The sequence below is a fragment of the Leptolyngbya sp. CALU 1928 genome (genome assembly GCF_056784215.1).
The window spans coordinates 174,613-195,152 of sequence record NZ_JBXBCE010000003.1; the positions used below are offsets into that span (position 1 = coordinate 174,613).

At 47.7% G+C, this 20,540-nt stretch carries 18 protein-coding genes; 8 read left to right on the forward strand and 10 right to left on the reverse strand.

What is annotated here, in order from left to right; genetic code table 11:
* Positions 1 to 22: 22 nt before the first annotated feature.
* On the reverse strand, positions 23 to 454 hold the full coding sequence (locus AC1S5B_RS18960) for a serine/threonine protein kinase (RefSeq protein ID WP_482037258.1): 432 nt from the start codon (positions 452 to 454) through the stop codon (positions 23 to 25).
* A gap of 41 nt (positions 455 to 495) precedes the next feature.
* A complete protein-coding gene (locus tag AC1S5B_RS18965) occupies positions 496 to 882 on the reverse strand; it encodes a hypothetical protein (RefSeq protein ID WP_482037259.1) in 387 nt (128 codons plus the stop codon).
* Positions 883 to 1,514: 632 nt separating this feature from the next.
* Here AC1S5B_RS18965 and AC1S5B_RS18970 point away from each other — a divergent pair.
* From AC1S5B_RS18970 to AC1S5B_RS18985, 4 genes are all read left to right on the forward strand, one after another.
* Positions 1,515 to 2,486 (forward strand): hypothetical protein, encoded by a 972-nt coding sequence (locus tag AC1S5B_RS18970; protein ID WP_482037260.1) that lies wholly within the window; start codon positions 1,515 to 1,517, stop codon positions 2,484 to 2,486.
* 59 nt (positions 2,487 to 2,545) lie between these two features.
* Entirely contained in the window at positions 2,546 to 3,418 is an 873-nt protein-coding gene (locus AC1S5B_RS18975) for a CHRD domain-containing protein (RefSeq protein WP_482037261.1), read from the forward strand.
* A 199-nt stretch (positions 3,419 to 3,617) separates the two neighbouring features.
* Positions 3,618 to 6,074, forward strand: a complete 2,457-nt coding sequence (locus tag AC1S5B_RS18980) for a CHAT domain-containing protein (RefSeq protein ID WP_482037262.1) — start codon at positions 3,618 to 3,620, stop codon at positions 6,072 to 6,074.
* Positions 6,075 to 6,149: 75 nt separating this feature from the next.
* A complete protein-coding gene (locus tag AC1S5B_RS18985; protein ID WP_482037263.1) occupies positions 6,150 to 6,569 on the forward strand; it encodes a hypothetical protein in 420 nt (139 codons plus the stop codon).
* Between the two features lie 34 nt (positions 6,570 to 6,603).
* On the opposite strand, the gene AC1S5B_RS18990 is transcribed toward AC1S5B_RS18985, so the two are convergent.
* From AC1S5B_RS18990 to AC1S5B_RS19005, 4 genes are all read right to left on the reverse strand, one after another.
* Positions 6,604 to 6,921 (reverse strand): hypothetical protein, encoded by a 318-nt coding sequence (locus tag AC1S5B_RS18990; protein WP_482037264.1) that lies wholly within the window; start codon positions 6,919 to 6,921, stop codon positions 6,604 to 6,606.
* 15 nt (positions 6,922 to 6,936) lie between these two features.
* Positions 6,937 to 7,437, reverse strand: a complete 501-nt coding sequence (locus tag AC1S5B_RS18995) for a hypothetical protein (protein WP_482037265.1) — start codon at positions 7,435 to 7,437, stop codon at positions 6,937 to 6,939.
* A 197-nt stretch (positions 7,438 to 7,634) separates the two neighbouring features.
* Entirely contained in the window at positions 7,635 to 9,380 is a 1,746-nt protein-coding gene (locus tag AC1S5B_RS19000; RefSeq protein ID WP_482037266.1) for a tetratricopeptide repeat protein, read from the reverse strand.
* 2 nt (positions 9,381 to 9,382) lie between these two features.
* The gene (locus AC1S5B_RS19005; protein WP_482037267.1) at positions 9,383 to 10,702 is read right to left on the reverse strand and encodes a helix-turn-helix domain-containing protein; all 1,320 of its coding nucleotides are present in this window, start codon (positions 10,700 to 10,702) and stop codon (positions 9,383 to 9,385) included.
* Between the two features lie 563 nt (positions 10,703 to 11,265).
* Between AC1S5B_RS19005 and AC1S5B_RS19010 the strand changes: the two genes are divergently transcribed.
* Positions 11,266 to 11,643 carry a hypothetical protein gene (locus tag AC1S5B_RS19010; RefSeq protein ID WP_482037268.1) on the forward strand — a complete coding sequence of 126 codons (378 nt, stop codon included), beginning with the start codon at positions 11,266 to 11,268 and terminating at the stop codon, positions 11,641 to 11,643.
* Entirely contained in the window at positions 11,640 to 13,895 is a 2,256-nt protein-coding gene (locus tag AC1S5B_RS19015) for a plasmid replication protein, CyRepA1 family (protein WP_482037269.1), read from the forward strand. Before AC1S5B_RS19010 ends, AC1S5B_RS19015 begins: the two co-directional genes overlap by 4 nt.
* Here AC1S5B_RS19015 and AC1S5B_RS19020 read toward each other — a convergent pair.
* Complete coding sequence (locus tag AC1S5B_RS19020; RefSeq protein WP_482037120.1) at positions 13,892 to 14,458, reverse strand: IS630 family transposase; 567 nt, start codon at positions 14,456 to 14,458, stop codon at positions 13,892 to 13,894. The two genes, AC1S5B_RS19015 and AC1S5B_RS19020, sit on opposite strands and share 4 nt — an antisense overlap.
* Complete coding sequence (locus AC1S5B_RS19025) at positions 14,455 to 14,973, reverse strand: helix-turn-helix domain-containing protein (RefSeq protein WP_482037119.1); 519 nt, start codon at positions 14,971 to 14,973, stop codon at positions 14,455 to 14,457. The genes AC1S5B_RS19020 and AC1S5B_RS19025 overlap by 4 nt, the downstream gene beginning before the upstream one ends.
* A gap of 76 nt (positions 14,974 to 15,049) precedes the next feature.
* On the opposite strand from AC1S5B_RS19025, the gene AC1S5B_RS19030 reads away from it, so the two are divergent.
* Positions 15,050 to 15,925: a hypothetical protein gene (locus AC1S5B_RS19030; protein WP_482037270.1), complete on the forward strand. Its 876-nt coding sequence runs from the start codon at positions 15,050 to 15,052 to the stop codon at positions 15,923 to 15,925.
* On the opposite strand, the gene AC1S5B_RS19035 is transcribed toward AC1S5B_RS19030, so the two are convergent.
* Complete coding sequence (locus tag AC1S5B_RS19035) at positions 15,832 to 17,772, reverse strand: hypothetical protein (protein ID WP_482037271.1); 1,941 nt, start codon at positions 17,770 to 17,772, stop codon at positions 15,832 to 15,834. The genes AC1S5B_RS19030 and AC1S5B_RS19035 overlap by 94 nt on opposite strands.
* A gap of 646 nt (positions 17,773 to 18,418) precedes the next feature.
* On the opposite strand from AC1S5B_RS19035, the gene AC1S5B_RS19040 reads away from it, so the two are divergent.
* Positions 18,419 to 19,999 carry a helix-turn-helix domain-containing protein gene (locus AC1S5B_RS19040; protein WP_482037272.1) on the forward strand — a complete coding sequence of 527 codons (1,581 nt, stop codon included), beginning with the start codon at positions 18,419 to 18,421 and terminating at the stop codon, positions 19,997 to 19,999.
* Here AC1S5B_RS19040 and AC1S5B_RS19045 read toward each other — a convergent pair.
* A complete protein-coding gene (locus AC1S5B_RS19045) occupies positions 19,989 to 20,324 on the reverse strand; it encodes a hypothetical protein (protein ID WP_482037273.1) in 336 nt (111 codons plus the stop codon). The two genes, AC1S5B_RS19040 and AC1S5B_RS19045, sit on opposite strands and share 11 nt — an antisense overlap.
* Positions 20,325 to 20,540 lie beyond the last annotated feature (216 nt).

Below are 20,540 nucleotides of genomic sequence, written 5' to 3' on the forward strand. Positions count from 1 at the left end.
GGTGAAAGAGCATCACCCATTATCATTTTTCTACCACTGATGAACTAGCCCTGCTATGAATTAGATCTTGAGAATGGATGAACTCCAGGATGGGTAGAACGTCCAGCAGCAAACAAACAGCATCTTTCTGAGAAAAACGCTGCCCCTGATCGAGCCAGGGTTCCAGGTTTTCCCCTTCAACATACTCCTGCACCAGGTAAGCGCGATCGCCTACTTCAAACTGCGCCAGAAGCAGCGGAATCTGCTCACATTGTCGCCCAAGTTCTTGCAACGCTTGAGCCTCAGTGTCAAACATCCGTCGAGCCACTTCAAAGGGAAGTGCCTTGAGACATTTAACAACACACAGTGGATGATGTGGGAGATACTTATCTCGTGCCAGGAAGATCTCACTAAAGCCACCTTTACCTAGCGATTGTAGGATTAAATACCGTCCAGTCAATAGTTGCCCAATCATGAAACCAACTCAATCACCCCAAAACAGAGGTGGGAAAATGTTCAACCGACTTGAGCAACCCAGGGCAAATTATTTGGAAATCGAACAGAAGGGACTTCTACAGTATTGACAGATAGACAAGCACCTGTATGTTTTTGGGCAACTTGTACCGCCGTTTGAGGATCAGCATAAGGACCCCAAAAACAGTTGTACTCGTGTCCTGGCAATGCAACCGCTGCATACCAACCCGGTTGAGAATGAACCCGTAATATGAGTTCGTCCCACCAGGCTTGCCAGCAATCAATCCGATCCGGATGATCATGGCGAATGCAGGCGAGTTGATTGGCAAGTCCATCAAACCGTTGACTCTGCTCCTGGCTAATCCGATAAACGACCAGAAGTAGGTCAACGAAACCACCTCCATCTAAAAGTAGAAGCCCCTGAGACATTTTCCCCTAACCCAAAAATTTATTAGACTCAAAATCGAACAAAAATTTAAGCCGCTTTACATTTTTGTATTAAATGTTAGGCACCTCGAAACACTCTCCAAAGACATAGATTTAGGCAAGTCCGGCGATAATACTTGCTCATCTTAGATTTCCCAACAAATAGTTCGGGGGCGAAAACCACCATTGAACATAACTTTAAATACTTATAGTTTTCTTTTGTAGAAGAAGTATTATCTCTACCTTTGAACAGAGTTAATATGAATAGGGGATGCGTTCAATAGATGTAAAGCATCCACTCTGAACTTCCTATCCTTGAGAGACAGAATTTCAGAGCGGTGCGGGGGCTGTGTAAGTTTTGAGTCGCGGCACAAATTGGGTAGCAGTCAGCTTGCAGTCAACGATCATTCAGACAATGGCTGTAGGAACTGGGGAATTCTCGCTGAATAGACTTGAAGGCACTCAATCTAGTTTTTCTTTGTCCAGCAATTGGCTTCTAGAGCCGTTGATCGGGTAGGTCAGCGGTGAGTCGGAGAGCAGAAAGACGAATTACTAAACCTCAAATCACGATCACAAGGCTTCCCGTGGGCAACTTGCCAATCTTTTCAGCAATCACAGATGTGAAGAGGATACCTATGGAATCTGCAAATAATCATCTCAAACTAGAGGACCACAACCAATCTCACGGCAATATCATCAACCCAGATCCTAATGCGGGTGACGCTTCTGCGAACAAGTCAATAGGGTCATCAGTGCAAGAGTCCGACTTTAATGCAGCCTTAGATCAGGCGGCTGATGCGTTTGGCGATGCTAAGGGCAAAGCGAAGGATCTGAAGGGTAAAGTTGGTGACACTTTGGGAGAATTCAAAGACACTGCATTTGATGCATTTGATAAGGCGAAAAGTCAAGCTGGCGCTTTGCTGAATGAGGCAAAAAATAAGGACGGTGAAAATCCCAACGACAACAAGAATAAAGGATCTGAATCCGGTGAAAAGGTTGCCGACTTAGACAAGAGTGCGAAATCTCAATCTGGCAGCAGTTCATCCGGTAGCAAGTCAGCAGAAGACGGGCTGCACGTTTCGCCTGACGCATTGGCAGATACAAAGTCTCTTGATCCCACCCAAGTTAGGAATGAGGAGAATTTGGCAGCGCGGTTAGGTGCTAACGGAGATTTCCTCGATGGTGGCGGTGGCAGTAACACCGTCATTGGAGCTAGTGGCTCTGACATCATCAGAGGGGATACGGAGGGCAGCTTCAACACGGTGACAACTGGGACAGGCAAAGACCTGATCACACTAGGACAAGAGGCGACCAATCGGGTATTCGACTTTGATCCAGCGAACGACCAGCTTGGACTAACCGACAGCTTGACCCTGGACAGCATTCTATTTGGACGGGGCACTAACCCTCAGACTGGAGGGCTTGATCAGCCCTTAGATAGCCAGAACAACACCGTTGTCGTTGACAAAACTTCAGAACACATTCTCGCTTCACTGACGTTCACGAACGCAGGCGACATTTCTGATCAGAACTTTGTCCAGGTCAGTTCTCAAGACCTTGACAGTCTAGCGGCTGGTGCAACAGGTCAAGCTGCAACAGCGGCATAAATGCACGACTCATCGTGCCAACTCGATTGAATTTTAAGTAAATGCAGGAGGATTTTGTTATGGCTGGTATTTATGGATCTAATGAGGAGCACAATGACCTAACCAAACAGGCAGGAGGTGACATCGGGGCGGATGCCTCAAAGCAAGCCGACTCTGCGACACTTGCCTCGAAAGGGTCATCGATTCAAACGTCTGAGTTTGAAGCATCGTTGAACAATCAAGCGGATTTGGGTGGTAGTGCTGACCACAACCACGCGGGTCCGGCTGAAAGCCCCATTCCCAAAATGTCTGAGGACTTCAAGCAGCACAATGGGACAAAAGGGGCTGACAAATTAGTTGGCGATGCTGGCGACGACTTCATCTTCCCCGGCACAGACAGTTTCAGCTTCAACCAGGCTGAGGCGAAGTCTGGGGTAGAGGAATTTCCTTTTCCGAATGATAGTAAAGGATCATCTGAGGCAAACCTCAGCTTAGATGACAAGGGTAATTTCAAAGTGGAAGGCTCATTCAAAGACTTTGATGGAGCACCTTTATTTAGCCAGGGAGAAAAGGAAATCGATCCCAAAGCTGAAATCCTCAACGGCTCTGATCCCAAAGCCTTGGTTGATGGCTTCCTAGCTGTACCGGAGGATAAGGAAGGTAATAAACTGAGCGGGACTCATCTTCACTTCAGTCCTTCTGGAGACGATCGCGGTAATTTTGCCGATGCTACAGTGGTTCGATTCTTGGAGAACACTGTAAATGCTGATGGTAAATCCGGTAACATCTCAGCCAATTTCGAGTTGAAGCCGGATGAACAGGCTGCATTACTGGCAGGGAACCTGTACGCCAACCTTCACAGTAATGTGGACGTGGATGGTGACGGCAAGGCAGGCTTCCCCACGGGCGAGAACCGACTCAACTTTAACCAGAAGGTAGTGGAGTTTGCGTAGTTCCTGCTTGAGTCCGAGCGTTCACGCTTTCAACAAAGCGACTTGCAGACTCCTTCTAACCCTCCAATCCTGGCGATCGCCAGGATTGGAGGGCATTGTTGTCTCGTCCTCTGTCAAAGGGAAGATGTGAACTATGACCAATGCCAATTAAAAGCTGTGTAGGAATGTCTTTATCTAATATCAAAGAGTCACCCGTGCAATGAAGTCAGTTTTTAGATTTATCCTGGTCGGTCTTCTAGGATTTTGTTTTAGCCTCCTAACTGCCTGGTGGATTCCATTTATCGCAGCAGAACCCGATCCCTCAATGTTGAACAAACAAGGCTTTGAACAGCTATACAAGGGGAATCCTAAAGAAGCACTCCAGAATTGGAAAAACGCTGAGGCTGGTTATCGCAAGTTGGGGAAGTCAGAAGGTGTTACCGGGAGCAAAGTCAATCAGAGCCTTGCAATGCAAGCTCTAGGTCTGTATCCGCAAGCTTGTATGACTCTTACCCAGACACTTACTCTGGAAAATAACTTATGCCAAAGTAATGGATCAGAGCCACAAGACCTCAAACACCTAACTGATAGTATTGCAGCGATTCCATTAACGCCTGCGACCGTAGCAGGACTCAACAGCTTAGGGGATGTGCTTCGGGTTATTGGACACTTGAAAGAGGCACACGTTGTGCTTTCTCAAACTTTAGATAAAGGGAAACGATTTGACTCGGTTTCGGTTCCGCAACTTCTACTCAGTCTTGCAAATGTTGAGCGATCGCTTTATTTAGAGGATCGCGATCGCTACGATCGCACAGATAATCCTGAATTACGGCTGACACTTCAATCTCAATTGCAGCAACGAGTACAAAAAGCATTAGATTTGTACCGTGAAGTCTCGGTGGTTGGCGGAGATAGCCGTTCTCAATTGTTTGCTCAAATCAATCGGCTGGGAATACTGGTGCTTTCAAAGCAATGGCTTGAGAAGCGTAATCTTCAAGTACCACTCAAGCAAACCGTGCAGGCAGAGCTTGACCGAAGCCTCGCACAACTGGAATCAGCATCTTTTTCTGAAATTCCACCGGAGCAGTCCATTTACGCTCAAATTAAGATTGCAGAAAGCTTAAGACTGTTAACCCAATATGAGCGTGCGATGAAATACGCCAGGGCAGCGCTAGACCTTGCTCAGGGGCTTCAGAATCCACGATCGCTGTCCTATGCTCAGGGCGAGACAGCCAAACTGTTGCTAGATCGTGGGCAACCAGAAACGGCGTTAAGCACCTTTCAACAGGCAGCAACGCTAGCACAATCCATTCACGCCGGGGATGCCGTTTACCAATGGCAGCGAGCGATCGGACGAATCCATAGTCGCCGGGGAGACTTCAAACGAGCGGAACAAGCGTATGAAACCGCGATCGCCGCGCTTGACCAGGTGAGAGGAAATATCCTTGCGGTTAACCCTGAAGTCCAACTTTCGTTCCGTGAGCAAGTTGAGCCTGTTTATCGGGAATACCTCCGCTTGCTGCTAACGCCACCCCAGGAACCCGATCTGAAGCGGGCAGTTTTGGTCACGCAGCGATTACAGCAGGTGGAATTAGAAAATTTCCTTCGCTGTGGCGACTTGGATCTGGTAGGACTCAATCAAATTAGCCTGCCCAAAAATACGACTGTTTTTCATATCCTGAATCTAGGCGATCGGATTGGAGTGATTGTTCAAGCGCAAGATAACTCGCTTCATTATTACTCAGCAAATGCAGCCGAAGTAGAGAATAATGCAACGAATTTAATCACCAATTTGCAGAGTGATGAATTGGTGGCAGTAGAGGAACCAATATTTCTCCCCTTTGCTCAAGCCCTTTACCAGCAGCTAATTGAACCAGCCCAGCAGCAAGGCTATTTGCCATCAGAAGGGACATTGGTTTTTGCGACCGACTCGCTACTTCAAACCATTCCAATGGCTCTGCTTCATGATGGGCAGAATTATTTGGTTCAAAACTATAGTATTGCCACAACATTAGGAGGGCAACTTCGGCAACCGCGATCGCTGCCGCTCGGATCACCCAACACTTTGATTGCTGGCTTGAGCGAAGAGGCTCCAAGTTTTGCACTTCCGCAAGTGCCTAAAGATTTCAAGCCGCTTCCAGAGGTTGAGCAAGAGATTCAAGACCTGAAAAAAGCAACCCATTCAACCATTCTGCTGAATGCAGACTTCACTGCCGCCAATTTTCAGGCTGAGTTGGCAAAGAATAATTTTCCTGTAGTGCATTTGACCACCCACGGGCAATTCAGTTCCTCACGCGAAGATACCTTTTTGCTCGCCTGGGACAAAGTGATTGACGTTCAACAAATTTATCAATTGGTCAAGCGGCGCACGGAACAGGATGCCTCCATTGAATTGCTCGTATTGAGCGCTTGTGAAACCGCAAAGGGCGATCGAAAATCTGCTCTCGGAATTGCAGGACTTGCGACACAGGCAGGAGCACGGAGCACAGTGGCTTCTCTATGGCGTGTTGACGCTTCATCAACCGCTGTGTTCATGTCCCAATTCTATAAAAACCTGGCAGATGGGCAGCCCAAGGCAGAGGCTCTTAGAACAGCCCAGTTGATGCTTCTAAAAGGAGAAGATACGCGCCATCCTTACTACTGGGCACCCTTCATCTTAGTCGGAAGCTGGCTTTAATTTTAGTTAGAGCAAATTATGATTGGGCAAATTCAGCCGCCCTATAGCGATCTCTAAAACTGGAGGACTGATTAAATGCAGACTACTGACTCAATCAACCAGGTCACGCTTCTGGGCTACCTACCGGAGCGCATCCAGTCGGCACTTCAAGTCTATGGAGTTGAGATGAATCTCGCACCAGAGTCCGTGGTAAAGTTAGCCATCCGCTATTTCTTGGAGTCGGCATCGATTAGCGTGGGTCTAGACGATAAAGACCCGGTCGATATGTCTCCAAATCAAAACATTCTCGCTCGTTTGCCGCACTCAATCCAGCAGGGAATTGAGCAGTACGCGATTGAGTATGAGTTTCCACCAGAGTTTGTGGTGGAGCTAGCGATTACGTTTCTGCTTGACCCTGATGCCAGCAGTTTTGAGGACTGCCAGGTGGGTGTTCAGCGGGAACAGGTTTATTTACTCCGACAATATCGAAATGACCATCAAGCTGAAGCAGCCTAGCAGTTGACTTCCGGCACTGAAGAGACTACAAAGATTAATTGCTCAATTGCTTTAACCCAGCTTGAGCACTCACCAACACGTCTTGATCCGACACCACCTTTGCTAGCGCGATCGCCTTCTCATCCTTCTCATACTGAGGCTTGGTAAGGTCTGACCGACCCATAGTCAAATAACAATCTGCTAAAACTCGGTAGAAAAGAGGAGTGCGACTACCCGCACCAGCGCGAGCTTGAAGCGCCACATTGGCATCGTGTAACAACCCATGAGCCAAATAGATACTGGTCAGGTCTAGCACAGTCGTCTCATCCTCACCCAGATTTAGCCCTCTGACCTGCTCAACCCTGTCATTCATGATTTGAACGGTAGATTAAGACAGCACATTTAATACACTTTGTTTTACGCCAAGTAGAGTATTTTGTTGACTGTAGGCAGCGATCGTAATTTTGTAAGCTTGCCCCTGCTGGAGCGGCGGACGGTTTTTGGGATAGGTCAGCGAAGGAGAGGTGACTTTCTGTTGCCAGTTGACCCCTTTCCCTTCAACCTGAACCATGTAATGGTGAGCTTGAGGCTCTGGGTGCCACCTTAAAGCGGGAGTCCTGGTGGAAACCCCTCGCTCATAGGGATAGGTGAGTCGCAGAGCCAACGTTTGGTCATCGGGTCCTTTGGGTCGAACACAAAGGTAGATCTCTTGCGCTCCGCAGCGGCGTAGTGGCTGTGTCTGCCGGGGAGGAGCATTACAGCCTTCAGTCTGACTAACAACCTGCCCGGTCGCAAATTGCTTGACTCGTCCACTCACAAAACAAAGAACCCTAACGGAAGGCAATTGGGCTAGCTGAACTTTTTCTCCCATACAAATCAAGCGTCCCACAGGCAATTTAGAATCACCCTTTGATAGGACTTGACCAACCGCAGGACAGAAAGGAGAAGTTGCTTTAGAGGCTGACAGCAACCCATCGCCTAAAATGCTTGCAAAAAAGAGGGGGATTGCAATGAATAAAGTAGTCCTTTTTAATCTCATAACCGAACAAATCTTGAACAGCACACGCCTGATCAGGCTTTTTGGTCTCACAAAACACGATTGAGAATTCGTTCGCGCCACGCTTTCACTTCTGGCAATCCAGCCGTTGAGTCATAGCGGAGGCAATTTTTCCAACTTTGCTTTGCTTCACCCTCAAACCCTTGAGATTCTTGCGCTTGAGCTAGAAGACAGTAGATATCTGCCCGTTGCGGATCTAGTTTTTTCGCTCGTTGCAGGTATCTCAAAGCATCTCCATAATCAGATTGCTTTAAGGTAGCCCAACCCAAGTTTTTCAACAACGCCGCTTGCGAAACTGAATCATTAGTCTGCTTGAGCGCTTGAGCGGCAAGCAGCGCTGCTTCACGATGATCACCCCTAATATTGTTTATCCGAGACAAGTTATTGGCAGCATCTACCCCAAGACGGTTTTGTGCCTGCATCGTTAGCGTGTAATGCCGTTCCGCATTGCTGTAGTCACCCTGCTCATCGTATAAATTCCCTAGATTGTAGTGAACTTGCCAATTGTCGGGTGTAAGTCTCAATGCCTGTTGGTAATGATCGATCGCGCAGGGTAAATTCCCCTCACCCTGGCAGAGGAGTGCCAGGTTCTGATGCACCTCTGCCAGGTTGGGATCAAGTCCCAAGGCCCGTTGATAGTGCTGGCGGGCTAACTCTAGCTTCCCCCCAAGCTGGTTTTGCGCTCCGCGTTCAGCCAGTTGCAGTGCCTGGGACAATTGTTGGTAGGCTACCCAACTGTTCACGCCCCAAACGAATGAAGCCGCCGTCAGAATTCCAGTAACCACCGCACTCACCCTAAATTGGGTAGACCTCAGTCGCTGATAACGTCGGATGCGCTGAGGCAGACGATTCAGCCGTTGCAAAATTATTTCTGTGTCCGAGGGGCGTTTCCTCCAGGAAGGGGATTGCAGCTCGTCCAGAAAATCGGCAAATGGTTTGGTAATCTGGGGTGCGTAGTTTCTCCACAAGAGGTATCCAGAGTCGTCCAGCGGTAATTGGGCGGGATGTCTTCCGGTTAGCAAATGAACCAGGGTGCGGGCGATCGCAAAGAAATCAGACTGGGGAACGCCTCGTCCGTGCAGTTGTTCAGGGGGACTGTACCCGGCAGAGCCGACAGCGGTAATGCTATAGGAACTATTGGGGCTAACGTAGTGGGGAGTCTCTCCCATACGTAATTTAACCAGATAGGTTTCTGAAATCCGACGACAGGCTCCGAAATCAACCAGAGCAAGTTGCCCATTCGGTTGGAGGATCAGGTTATCTGGTTTAATATCACGATGGAAATAAAAGCGATCGTGAACAATGGCGATGATTTCAATAAGTTGACGCAGCCAGATCAGGGCGTTCTCTTGGGACAGCCGATTGCCTGCTTCTAGCCATTGATTGAGAGGTTGTCCGGCAATCTTTTGCATCACCAGGCAATGGACAGGAAGCGAAGGCGTTGGCACTGAGAAGAAACCATCCAGGTCTGCGCTGGGAATCTTGCCAGGGGCATCCAGCAGTGTTAAGACATTGTATTCCTGCTCCAACCGAGCAATTTTTGCCCGTGAGGGTTCACACAACACTTTTAATACTTTGGGTTGGTTCCCCGCCGATTGATCGATCGCCTCAAACAGCGCCGTTGAAGCTAAGGGATGGCGTTCGTTTTGTAGGGGATGAATGGCTCGATAACGACCCGCCAATAGGAGAGCCGTGCCGCACCACTGGCAACCGTCAGCCGCTCCGGGTTCGTTTGGATGAGCACAGTCAGGATTGATGCACCAGCCGCTATTCACAGTCAAACCACGGGGGGTAAATTTGCAGCCTCAGACTCCAATCGATTCAGCGTATGCTTCCTGACGATCGAATTCAGTTGGTACACCGTGAGCTGGTCGTCACTTCTAACGATTTGAATGAGCGATCGTTTGTCCAGGTAGTCCAACGTTTGCACTAAATCCGAGGATGATATTCCCTCCTTAGTCAGATCTTTCAGGAGTTCTGCAAAGGTGAGCGGCTTTTTGGCTTGCGCTAAACACGCCATCACTTGCTTTTCTAGATCCTGGAATTTATTAAACTGTCGATTCAGTAATTCCTCAATCAAATCGGTATAGAAGGTAGTGACGTAGGCTAGCACCTCTTTTACATGCCCACCAAACAGATCTTTAACCCCATTCGCCACAAGCTCCAGGATCAGCGGATTGCCGCCATATTTTTCAATTAGTTGCTGCCAGCTCTGCTCATCGGTCAAGCCTTTGTCTCGCAGAATACGTTTGGCAGATTCATGATCTAGATCCTTGAGGATCAACGTTTGAGCTGCCAGTCCGCCCAATCGCCAACGCTCCAAGGACTCAAACGGTTCCTCTGAGGTCAATAAGAAGCAACTGCGGTGGGATGCTCCAACCACCTGTCTCAAGAAGGGTTGGTATTCCTGATGCCCCCGCATCGACTCGGAAGAATCCAGGATGACCAGACAACGGCGAGCTTGCAAGCGATCGATCAGCCGAGTGATTGAATTTTTAGAGACTACGTTGGTCGTTGGCTCACTGCTCCTCGATTCTTTGCTTTCTGACTTCCCGCTATCTTGATCCGGGTTTGCTGACTCACTCAGAAAGCCCAGAAGTTCTTCTAATAGTGAATCAAGCGGAGGAACAGGGTAAGCAGACTTCCAGATTACACAGTTCCATTCATGGGCAGACAGGGAGTTGAGCAGCTTTGCCGTCAAAGCCGTCTTTCCAATTCCTGGAGGACCCACCAGCACGACGCACTGGTTGCGATCGACTGCCGCTTCGAGATCGGCTAATTCCTTGCCCCGACCATAAAATCTAGGAACGTTGGGTACGCAGTCCCCGAAAACAGGAACCGGGGACAATTTCTTTTCCAAAACATGATGGAAATTCCATTTTGTAACCGATTGTCCCATCGTCTCGGACAACACATCCCATAACTTTTTCCCGACTTGTCGAATATGCGCGAGGCTATAGGGGGTCTGTTTGACAATCTGTTCGTACTTCTCTCCATCCCACGCCCCAGCCAGAATCGCCTTCTCAACATCGCTCAGACTCCTGCCCGACTGGGATAGGAGTTGATCGACCAACCGAATGGCATCCTCTTTGTTCACAGGATATAAATTCTTTTCACTACTATATTTCCTCCAATTCTAACCCCTCAAGTCAAGCGACATCTCAGCATTGGATCGCGGGAATGACAGAAAAAGACAAAAGCAATACTTTCCCATCATAAAAAGCGCAAAAGTGTTAAAAGTATATAAAAGTGAGACAACCTTACTCGGTGAGGATTACTCGGTGAGGATTAGAGATGCTAAAACTTGCCGTTTTAGACCAGCATACTCTCACTTGCAATCCTCCTTAAGCAGGAGATCTGTCGTTTCAAGACAGGAGGTAATCTTCATGTGACCAACCCTAAAACTGAATAACCCCAACTAAGAATCAGCGGGGGTTAAAGAACAGTTGAGTGATTCAAAAATCGAGCAGGATTGGAGACTCTAATCTGATTGCTTTCCGAGGGCACTAATTAGGTCATCCAAATTGCCATGCCCATATTCTAGGAGCAACTTGTCTGAGATGGCAACTTTTTTGCTCTTTGATTTGGCATGACTTGATTCTGCTCTCTTCGCATTGAGACAGGTGTTTACTGCTGTCTCACTCAATAGGAGAGACATCAATGTCAGATATGATCAAAGGTTCTCAGGAAGAATCTCGACATCCGTATGGCTATTGCAAGATCTGCCAATTACCTGTGGAAATTCCAGGACTCACAACCTCCAAATGTCCAAAACATGGATGGATTTCTACAGCGTTTAGCGTGACCGATCAGATCCAAAAGCAACCAGCCGAGATATGCAAACAGAAACAAACATCCGTTTTGCCAGAAGAGAAATCTTCCACTTCAAACTCACCAAACTCAACTTCAACCAAGCCACCCCATTCAAAAGGACAGGCAAAGACTCAAACTTCTTCAACACCAGAATCCACGCAACCAGTCAATCAAGTCGCTGAGGCGAGACGAACTCAGCTTGACCTGTGGGGAGGTGCAGCATGATGGCTCTTGCCCCTTTACTATCCGCATTCCCACAAGCTGATTTCGCTCGCAAAATAGAATGGGAGTTTATCGCAGGTAGCACAATCCATCCTACGCTCTATCAAGTTGCAACCCAGATTGTTAGCGACACCGAAATACTGCCTGGAGGAGAACCTTGCTTCCCAATCCATGAAGCTCTAAATTGGCACATCACACGCTTTGGTCATCGAGCACGAGAGACAATGAATGCCGTCTTGCTGCTCAACGAGGATAGCTCCTGCTGGCAGGCAAAACTGAGTCAGCCAGTAATTGACTCTAAAAAGCAGAAACCCCGCAAATACGAAACACCAGTTGGCAATGGCTCAAGAGTTTACAGGCCTGCTGTTCCAGCTGAAATCCGCCAACGAATTAGCCAGCGCTATGGCATTCAAGTTCCTCTGGAAGGTTCATTCTGGGATTGGGTTGAAGCCCATCCAGAAATTCCAATGGTGCCAACTGAAGGCGGCAAGAAGGGGTTGTCTCTGTTGAGTGCAGGATATGTGCCTTTGGCGCTGTATGGAGTGAATGGAGGGTATTCCAGACAACCAGGAGACACAAGGGTATTAGTTCCAGATGTTGCCAGTTTTGCTACACCCGGAAGACAATTCATTTTTGCATTTGACCAGGATTCAAAGGACTCCGCTAAACGCCGAGTCGCCGTAGCCCTTTACCGATTCGGTGGATTATTGCTGCAATCAGGCTGTCTGGTTAAAGTCGCCTCATGGGATCACCAGCAAGGGAAGGGCGTGGACGATTTGATTGCCAATTGTGGAGTCGCAGAGTGGAATGCTGCCTACTCAGAAGCGATCGCACTGGAACATTGGCAAATTTGGCAACGATTAGAGCGCCGACTGACTTATCCAGCTTCGATTCGGCTCACTACGGCAGACCTATCAACTCTACAGCTCAATAATCTTCCCGAATGTGGCATCATCGCGATCAGCAGTCCAAAAGGAACTGGCAAAACCAAATACATCCACTCATTAGTAGAGGCAGGCGAGAAAGTTCTAGCGGGTGGGCATCGAATCGCCCTGATGCGAAACCTCTGTTCTCGTTTAGAGCTAGACTACAAAGGGGATTTGGATAAGGTCAATGGAGCATTCATTACTGGAGCGGGCTATACGCTTCGGATTGGATTATGTGTGGATTCACTGCTGTCAATCGATCCCAACAAGTTTGCTGGGTGTGATTTAATTCTGGACGAAGTGGTTCAAGTTCTCCGGCATCTGCTGACATCTAGCACTTGTGCCAGAGATGGCAAACGCCCAGCACTATTGGCACGATTTCGGGAATTAGTTCAAGCCGCTCGTCGAGTCATTGTCGCAGATGCGGACCTGGATAACGCCACTCTGAGTTATCTCAAGTCCTTACGGGGCAATGATGATTCCGTTTTCTTGCTTCAGAATGCCTATCAAGCCGAAGGTTATCCCGTGCGTTTTCTCCAGGCTTCGGACCGCACGACGATCGTGGGTGAAATCATGGCTGCCGTGAAAGCTCTTGCTCCCGGAAAGGTAGTGTTTGTTGCGACGGATAGTAAGGGAACCAGTAAGGCGATCGCTCGACTGCTCAATCAACATCACCCCGAAAAGCGGGTATTGTTAGTCAATTCAGAAACCAGTGGGGGAGAGTGCGAACGGGAGTTCATTCAAACACCAGATACCGTTTTAGAGCGCCATGAGTACGATGTCATCCTTTGCTCTCCATCGGTCGCAACCGGAGTGAGTATTGAAGCGAAGGACGCGATTGCAGCCGTATACGGCATCTTTACCGGAGTCTCAAGCACCGATGCGGACATGACTCAAGCCTTGGGAAGAGTCCGAGAACCCGTGGAGCGAGTAGTTTGGTGCGCTCAGAAAGGAACAAACTTCTCGAAGGTGAGTCGATCCACCAGACAGCCAGAAATCAAAAGCCATTTACAGCAGAAAACAACGGCGACGGTTCGGCTGATTCGCTCTGGTCTGCGGGAAGATTTAGCAGGAGATTTAACGCCATACGATTGGCAGAACGACCCCCATCTAAACCTCTACTGTCGAATTTCAGCCGACCAAAACTTTGCTATGTACCATCTCCGAAATGCATTGCTGGTTCGACTTCAGTTTGAGGGAAATCAGGTCAGTGTTGAGGATCGAGCCTCTGCTCCCGCCGTAAAACTCTTGCTGGCAAATGCAAAACAGGAAATTCGGGAAATCGATGCTGAAGCATTGGTTGCGATCGAGGATCTCATACCAATTTAAATGGTGCTAATGACAGATAGTGCATCTAGGATAAAGGGATAACCTGTGAGAGAAGCAACCACTTGAGGGGTTAGCTGAGACAAGAGGTGATCAACCTTTGTTTGCAGTTGCTCCAGCGTTTTGAACGAAGCCCACTTGAGATCTGCCTTGAGATGTTCCCACAAGCGCTCTATTGGATTTAGCTCAGGACAGTAGGGCGGTTGAAACACCAAGATAATGTTCTCTGGCACAATCAGGTCTTTGCCTTTGTGAAAGCGTCCGTTATCCACTTGCAGCAGGTTGAGGCTGTCAGGATAAGCTTTGGAGAACTCATCCAAGAACCATTGGTAGCAGTCGGTATCAACATGAGAGAACTGCAAGAAAAAGGATGCTCCAGTGGCAGGTTCCACCGCGCCATACAGCCAGAATGCTTTGAATATCGACTGCCATGCCCCAATCGGTTTCACCCCAAACGCTGTAATCAATCGTCCGATGAGGGTATGCAGTCCAAAGCGGCTCTCATCTTGGGCAAAGTAGCGAATCGGTCGCTCATCTTGGCGCACTTGCCGATAGTACTGGCTCAACAAATCGAGGTCGCCCTTGAGGTTTGCTTAAAAGCTTCTCGCTGCTCTCGGTTCTGCTTAATGTGTTGAGGACGGGCGACCTTAAGTTTCGCTTTGAGGCGGTAGCGCGTCATCTGGTAGACCGCATGATACTCGGCTTCTACCCCTAAACTCTCCAACAGCCATTGCTGCACTGCCCCATAACTGTCAAACCCATTGCTCGGTTCTTGCAATCGTTTGGCTAATGCCACTTCTGCCCACATCGGAATCACTCGGTTGCCTCCTCCGGGAATGGGTTTAACGACTAGCAAGGCTTCGAGTCCTTGCGCTCGGTACACCGCTAACCACTTTTGTACGGTGCCCCGATGTCTGCCAATCGCAATCGCTATCTGGCTGATACTCGGTGCTTGTGCTTGTTTGAGCCAGTACAACACTTGCAACCGTTCTTTGTGGATCGGTTGTTCAACTTCTCGTAACCGTTTGCCTAACTCCTCAAGGCTTTCTTTGATTGCAATCGCGCTGACTCCAGCCATCATTAGACCTCATCTCTACACCCCTTAGTTTATCTGATCTGTAGCTACCTTGATTTAATTTGGTATCACCTATGTAGAGGTGGCAGCCTTGGAGCAGCAAGAAGGACTCAGCCCAGAGGAGTCACTGGCAATCTCCAGATATTACTTCAAAGAGTTTTACGCACTGGATTTGATTACCGTTGAGGATGTGCTTTGGGACAACGAGGGTAGACGCAGAGCAGAATTACTTAGCCTGGAAGCCCAATTGTTTCCAGAACTTGCCATTGATCGGGTTGCCCGTTCCCTTGAGAAACAGGCAACCTGGAACCAGAGCTACTGTCCCTGGGATATTTCCAACGCGGAGTTGCGACGTGCCATCCGATCTGAGATCGATCTGGATGAGTTGCTGGCAAAGCTACGGGCTGGGTGGACATGGACTCACTATGATCTAGAACCTTATGCGGCAAAAGCTAGGGCATTAGCTGAACAGATCAAAGTCGCTCTGCACCTGACGATTTCTGACAAGATGAGCGACACTCAAGTCGTTCACCAACTTCTGGCTCAATTAGGCGTGAAGGTTGAGCAGGCTTGCTGGTCTCGTTCTGTTGAAGGACATGAAGGTGAAAAATTGAGAGTCTACCAACTTCACCAGGATCATTGGAGCCGCGTGTGGGCAGTGCTTCAGCGACGGCAGGCGAAACGCCAACAAGTTCAACTATCTTCTTCCACAAATACAAAAGAAACATTGGCTGGATCACCCGCTGGTTTTGAGTTGAAAGACAGCACGGGTGATCCAGCATCCAAAGATGACTGGAGTTTCCAGGAACCCCCGATGGAGGAAGAATTCAACACAGCCTTACAGGGTTATGGGAAGGGTGGTGATTACGTTGACTCACCCGTTTTAGCCAGCAGCAAGCCAACTCCTGAACCAGGAGGCGCAACCACATCTCTATCAGTGGGTGAGCCAGTGGTTTGAATCTGGTAAGGCGGAAAGCTTTCAGGTCGTTCACTTGAGTCACTTAGACTCATTGTGGTAGTGGAGTGAATGCTTGGAAACATCGAATCTCCAGAGGGAGACGATCGCACGGTACGGCTCGTATCCAACACACCAGGATTGACCTGTGCCCAAGCGATCGCTTCTGCCATCAAAATTGGATCACCCGAATCCAGAAATTGCTGCATTCGGGCAACGTGCCTCGATTCAGAAGCCTGTCGCTTAATTTGCTGTTGCTGTTCATAAGCCATCTGAACGGCGGCTTGACGAGCCTCCTGAGCGGCTTTGATCTCAAATAGCACTTGTTGAACATAGCTAATATCCTGAGATGAAGCTGAAGCTTCATTGGAGGGAGATTGAGCAAGGGAAGAATTACGACCTGATTCATTATCTTGAAGTGGCAGATCGCTGAAACCCTTGTCATCAAGATGATTACTGCCTGCACTAGGGAATAAGCTTGCAGAACTATGAGCAGGGGATGCTTCCTCAAAGCAATCCCCTGCTCTGTTCGTATTTGAAGTTGGGGGGTACGGGGGGTTTTCCACAGGTTCAGGAGAAATAACCAGGTGATTAGGATGCCACAAATCGCGATGATTGTATAAAGTCCCACCGCCAATGCCATAACTCACCAACGCATGAAATCGGGAAGTGGCATTGGCAGGTAATGCGTCTTGGTCTAACAACTCGGCGATCGCTCGTCTAATTCGATCTCTGGCTGATTCTGATTGCTGCTGATTCCAGGTTGGAGCCTTAGCGATCGCTGTATCTAGATCTGGGCTACTCAGCTTAGTATCGTCTGATTTAGCGCTGAACTTACCAGCGGCATCTCCATAGTGAAAGTAACGACTATTTTCAATACAGTGTGCCCACTCTTGCGCTCGGTGTTCAATTTCATGGCGATGACGACAGTATTCAAAGTAACCGGGGAGGGATTGAGCTACATCCACAATTACATTGACAAGTGTATCTCCTTCTAGGGGTTTACCACCTGCTAAGACATGATGAAAGATATACTCCCGCATCGTAATGCGACCTAATAGGTAATTCGTTTGTCCATAGCCAGTCCATCCGAATTCAATTTCAGCATTGAGGTCGTTAATAAACTTTTCCGACTTAGTTGAAACAGCATAACGATGACGTTTTGCCTGTTTCCAGATTCGACGAATATCTGAAGCTTCTATATCATTGCGTCTTTGAGCAAGCCGCCATTGCTGCACAAAACTTTGCTCAATACTCCAAATTGGTTGAAACTCTTTATCGACCAAATAGGAGCCAATTTGTAAGGGAAGACGATGGGCATTGAAGAGACTGGGTTTACCGTTGACGCTGTAAGGCTTTGGATCTGGAAAAACTTCAAGCTGACCTGGTTTGAGCTTGAAGCCAGCATTTTCGAGCAATGTAGAAACCGCGATCGCTAACTTCCAGGAGTTTTGAGCCTGCTGAAAAGGGAAATACAAATGAAGTCCATTGCTATAGCTGGAAATACAAGCTACATAACTTACTAAACCCAGCGGTTCCAATGATGCAACAATGCGCGAGATTGCAAAAGGATCTTGCTTTGGGTGATACAGACTACCAATATCGATGTCGAGAAGACAGTAGTTTGTCTCTGCCCCAAACCGAACGCCGTAAAGGTATGAGCTTTGTTGAATCAAGCGATCACTCAAAGGATGGCGACTCTCCGTTCTCCACTCCACCTTCTCACCAGGATTCGAGTATTCTGCCCAGATGTAGTCAAATCGATGTGGAAAGAGAGCGAGAAAGTGGTCTGAGTTAAGGAGGTGCTGAAAACCTGCTTGAGGAGAAGCGGCCAGAGAAGAGGATTTCAAGATCAATACAAATATAGTTTGCAATCAGAGCGTATCAATTGATCCAAAGGACACTTGTGACTATCTAGGATCAAACTGATCAAATTGATCAGAAAAACAGCAAGTTCTGAAAGCTATACGTTGTAGGGATCTCAGCAATCAAAAAGTGACTTTTGTACCAATTGAGTAGAACCTTTGTTCCTTGTGAGGGGAGACTTCTTCCCATGAGGGGGGAAACATGACCGCCATCTTGAATGAGCATAGACATATCAAAGCCTTGTCTACAAGCCAATAAACGGCTTTGTGACCACTACCTCTAAAGGGGGGAGATGTGACTATGATGTGACCAATAACCCAGGACAGAGAAACTGCAACTGTACTGTGACCACTACCTCTAAAGGGGGGAGATGTGACTATGATGTGACCAATAACCCAGGACAGAGAGAGAAAATAGGCTAAGAATGTGACTACAAACCCTAGAGGTGGGGATTGTGACCAAAAGGTGTAAACTTGCTGAAGCCTTTATTTCAAAGGGATCATCTCCTGATCTGAATTAAGTTGGTCATCATAACTAGATTTAGAAATAAAGCCAAAATAATTTATCCAGGGTAAGATCTCCGCATCTTCGCAGTCAACAACTGCAAGCCTGCTGCACTAGCCTTCGCATATGTCTACAAATTCTCCCAGCGTCACCGTTAATGTTGAAATAGTTGATGATAAGGAAATCGACTCCCAGAAAGGCGTTCGTTCTCGTAAGGTAAGAACAGAACAGTTAGGGAATAACTCTTTGGAACAACGTCCTGTGTCGAGTCCCAGTTTGTTTGCAACACAAGCGGAATACGCTGCTTCAAGTCGAGTAATTTGGGAAGGGGCAAACATTCTAACTCAGGGAAATGATTTGCCCTGGATGACCGCTGATGATGGCGAAGCTTATTACAAATCCCCTGTTGCAAAAGGCAAAGGCTTTATTTCGTTTTGGCTGACAGATGACTTATTTTCCAGCGACCCATCAGTGCTGGAACGTGATCTAGCGATCGCTTTAATTGAGCAATTTGATCTCCGTGCTGCCTGCCTGCATCTCATTTATGCTGCCCACGCAACTCAATTAGATCGTCCGTGGGAAGAAGTTTTTACGATCAATGATACTCAGCTTGAGCAATATCTAGGACTACACAAGAACAAGAAGTTGACTAAACAGCAGAAGCTAGATTTGATGCTGAAGCTAGCTAAACAGCCTTGTCATTTGTTAGTTTACGTTTCTTACCCCGAACTTGGACGCATTCCAACAATTAATGTTAGCCGCACTTTTTTATGGGAAATTGCAGAACCTATTCTACATTTTCAGAATAACTTGACGAATGAACAAGGAGAGTTAATCGGTTTCACGCTCAATATTCGTTGTGGGATGTGGGCTAAATACTTCCTAAATGAAGAAAATCGACGGCAGAAGAAGGGGTATTACGAGTATTGTGTGCTCTCCAAAGAACTAATCCTCGATATTATGGCAACCTACCATCATTACGAGGGTGCAGCCCGATTAATGACCTGGTTGCTGTTTAAAACTAAGATTAATCGCAGTAGTCCCCTCACGGTTGAGTTGTTATTGAAAATTGCCTTTGGGGAAAAGTCTTTACAAGATGCGATCGCTAAATCAAAACCTCGTGCCAAATTGGTTGACTCCTGGATAAAAACCCTCAAGGCTCTGATTGAGAAAGGCTGGTCAATTACTCCTGACACCCAAACTTATCCCATGTCTTATTGGGTGGACACAGGAAAATCAAGTTTGTTTAATGAAATTCCGGACGATCCTGATACTGCACTTGAGTTTTGGGCAAAAGATGCCTTAGCTCCAACCGGAACTCGTTTGACGGACCGTACACGCAGAGAAAGGGGTAGCTTTGCACTATTTCTCAATGGTCGTTTGTATGTGCAACCCCCCAAAGCAATTTCAGATAGATTGGATGCTCTTGAAGAAGCTCGGCGTCGAACAGAAACAAGGCTGCCTACTATAAGCACTGCTAAAACATCTCAGGGTGGTATGGCAATAACACCCCCGAAACTACCCAAAGAAATTCAATCAGGAGAACAACTGAAGCAGTTGCGGATAACAAAGGGATGGAGTCAGGCATACTTGGCTGACCAAATTGGGCGCAGTTTAAGTTGGGTCAAAATGGTTGAAACAGGAAAACGTAACATTCAGCCCCAGGATCAATCTGCCATCCTATCTGTATTAGCAACTAGTGGTTGAAAAGACTACTGTTTTTTATCTGCCGTTCCATCAATGCTTGAAGCATTGATAATTGCTGCTCAAGTTCAGCGATCGCTTCCCTACGAGCAATTGCGTCTTTCCAGTGTCGATGCTTCTGACTGCTAGGTCTGCCAAGCGATTGACTCTTTGGCTTGCGATCGGGCTTTTGGGTGACCAACACGGCATAGGTATATGTCTTAGCTCCTTTGGTTGAACTGGTTTCTGTTAGCCAGCAGTAAGCAGGGGCAACCTCACCAGAGGTGCGGATCTGGTGGATCAAAGTGAGCAAGCGTTCTCGCTCAGATTCAAGGAAGGCACTAGGCATGAGAAATTCTGCATGGTTTATACCTATATCATACAGAAATTCTGCGCGATAGAAATCTTAACCATGCAGAAACCTGCCGACATTGTGGGCAACGCCACGAATTTTCTACCTCTTTAGGAGAAGCGCGAGCAGTAAGGCTAAAGGAAGCGATTTAGCCAATAGCTACGTGAATTGAGAAGTGCAGCTTCTCAAGCCATCGTCAATGCAGCAACTTCT

What these genes read in the sequence shown, in the direction of transcription:
- AC1S5B_RS18960 (WP_482037258.1), bottom strand. Translation starts at nt 454, where the DNA reads ATGATTGGGCAACTATTGACTGGACGGTATTTAATCCTACAATCGCTA.
- AC1S5B_RS18965 (WP_482037259.1), bottom strand. Translation starts at nt 882, where the DNA reads ATGTCTCAGGGGCTTCTACTTTTAGATGGAGGTGGTTTCGTTGACCTA.
- AC1S5B_RS18970 (WP_482037260.1), top strand. Translation starts at nt 1,515, where the DNA reads ATGGAATCTGCAAATAATCATCTCAAACTAGAGGACCACAACCAATCT.
- AC1S5B_RS18975 (WP_482037261.1), top strand. Translation starts at nt 2,546, where the DNA reads ATGGCTGGTATTTATGGATCTAATGAGGAGCACAATGACCTAACCAAA.
- AC1S5B_RS18980 (WP_482037262.1), top strand. Translation starts at nt 3,618, where the DNA reads ATGAAGTCAGTTTTTAGATTTATCCTGGTCGGTCTTCTAGGATTTTGT.
- AC1S5B_RS18985 (WP_482037263.1), top strand. Translation starts at nt 6,150, where the DNA reads ATGCAGACTACTGACTCAATCAACCAGGTCACGCTTCTGGGCTACCTA.
- AC1S5B_RS18990 (WP_482037264.1), bottom strand. Translation starts at nt 6,921, where the DNA reads ATGAATGACAGGGTTGAGCAGGTCAGAGGGCTAAATCTGGGTGAGGAT.
- AC1S5B_RS19010 (WP_482037268.1), top strand. Translation starts at nt 11,266, where the DNA reads ATGTCAGATATGATCAAAGGTTCTCAGGAAGAATCTCGACATCCGTAT.
- AC1S5B_RS19015 (WP_482037269.1), top strand. Translation starts at nt 11,640, where the DNA reads ATGATGGCTCTTGCCCCTTTACTATCCGCATTCCCACAAGCTGATTTC.
- AC1S5B_RS19025 (WP_482037119.1), bottom strand. Translation starts at nt 14,973, where the DNA reads ATGATGGCTGGAGTCAGCGCGATTGCAATCAAAGAAAGCCTTGAGGAG.
- AC1S5B_RS19040 (WP_482037272.1), top strand. Translation starts at nt 18,419, where the DNA reads ATGTCTACAAATTCTCCCAGCGTCACCGTTAATGTTGAAATAGTTGAT.
- AC1S5B_RS19045 (WP_482037273.1), bottom strand. Translation starts at nt 20,324, where the DNA reads ATGCCTAGTGCCTTCCTTGAATCTGAGCGAGAACGCTTGCTCACTTTG.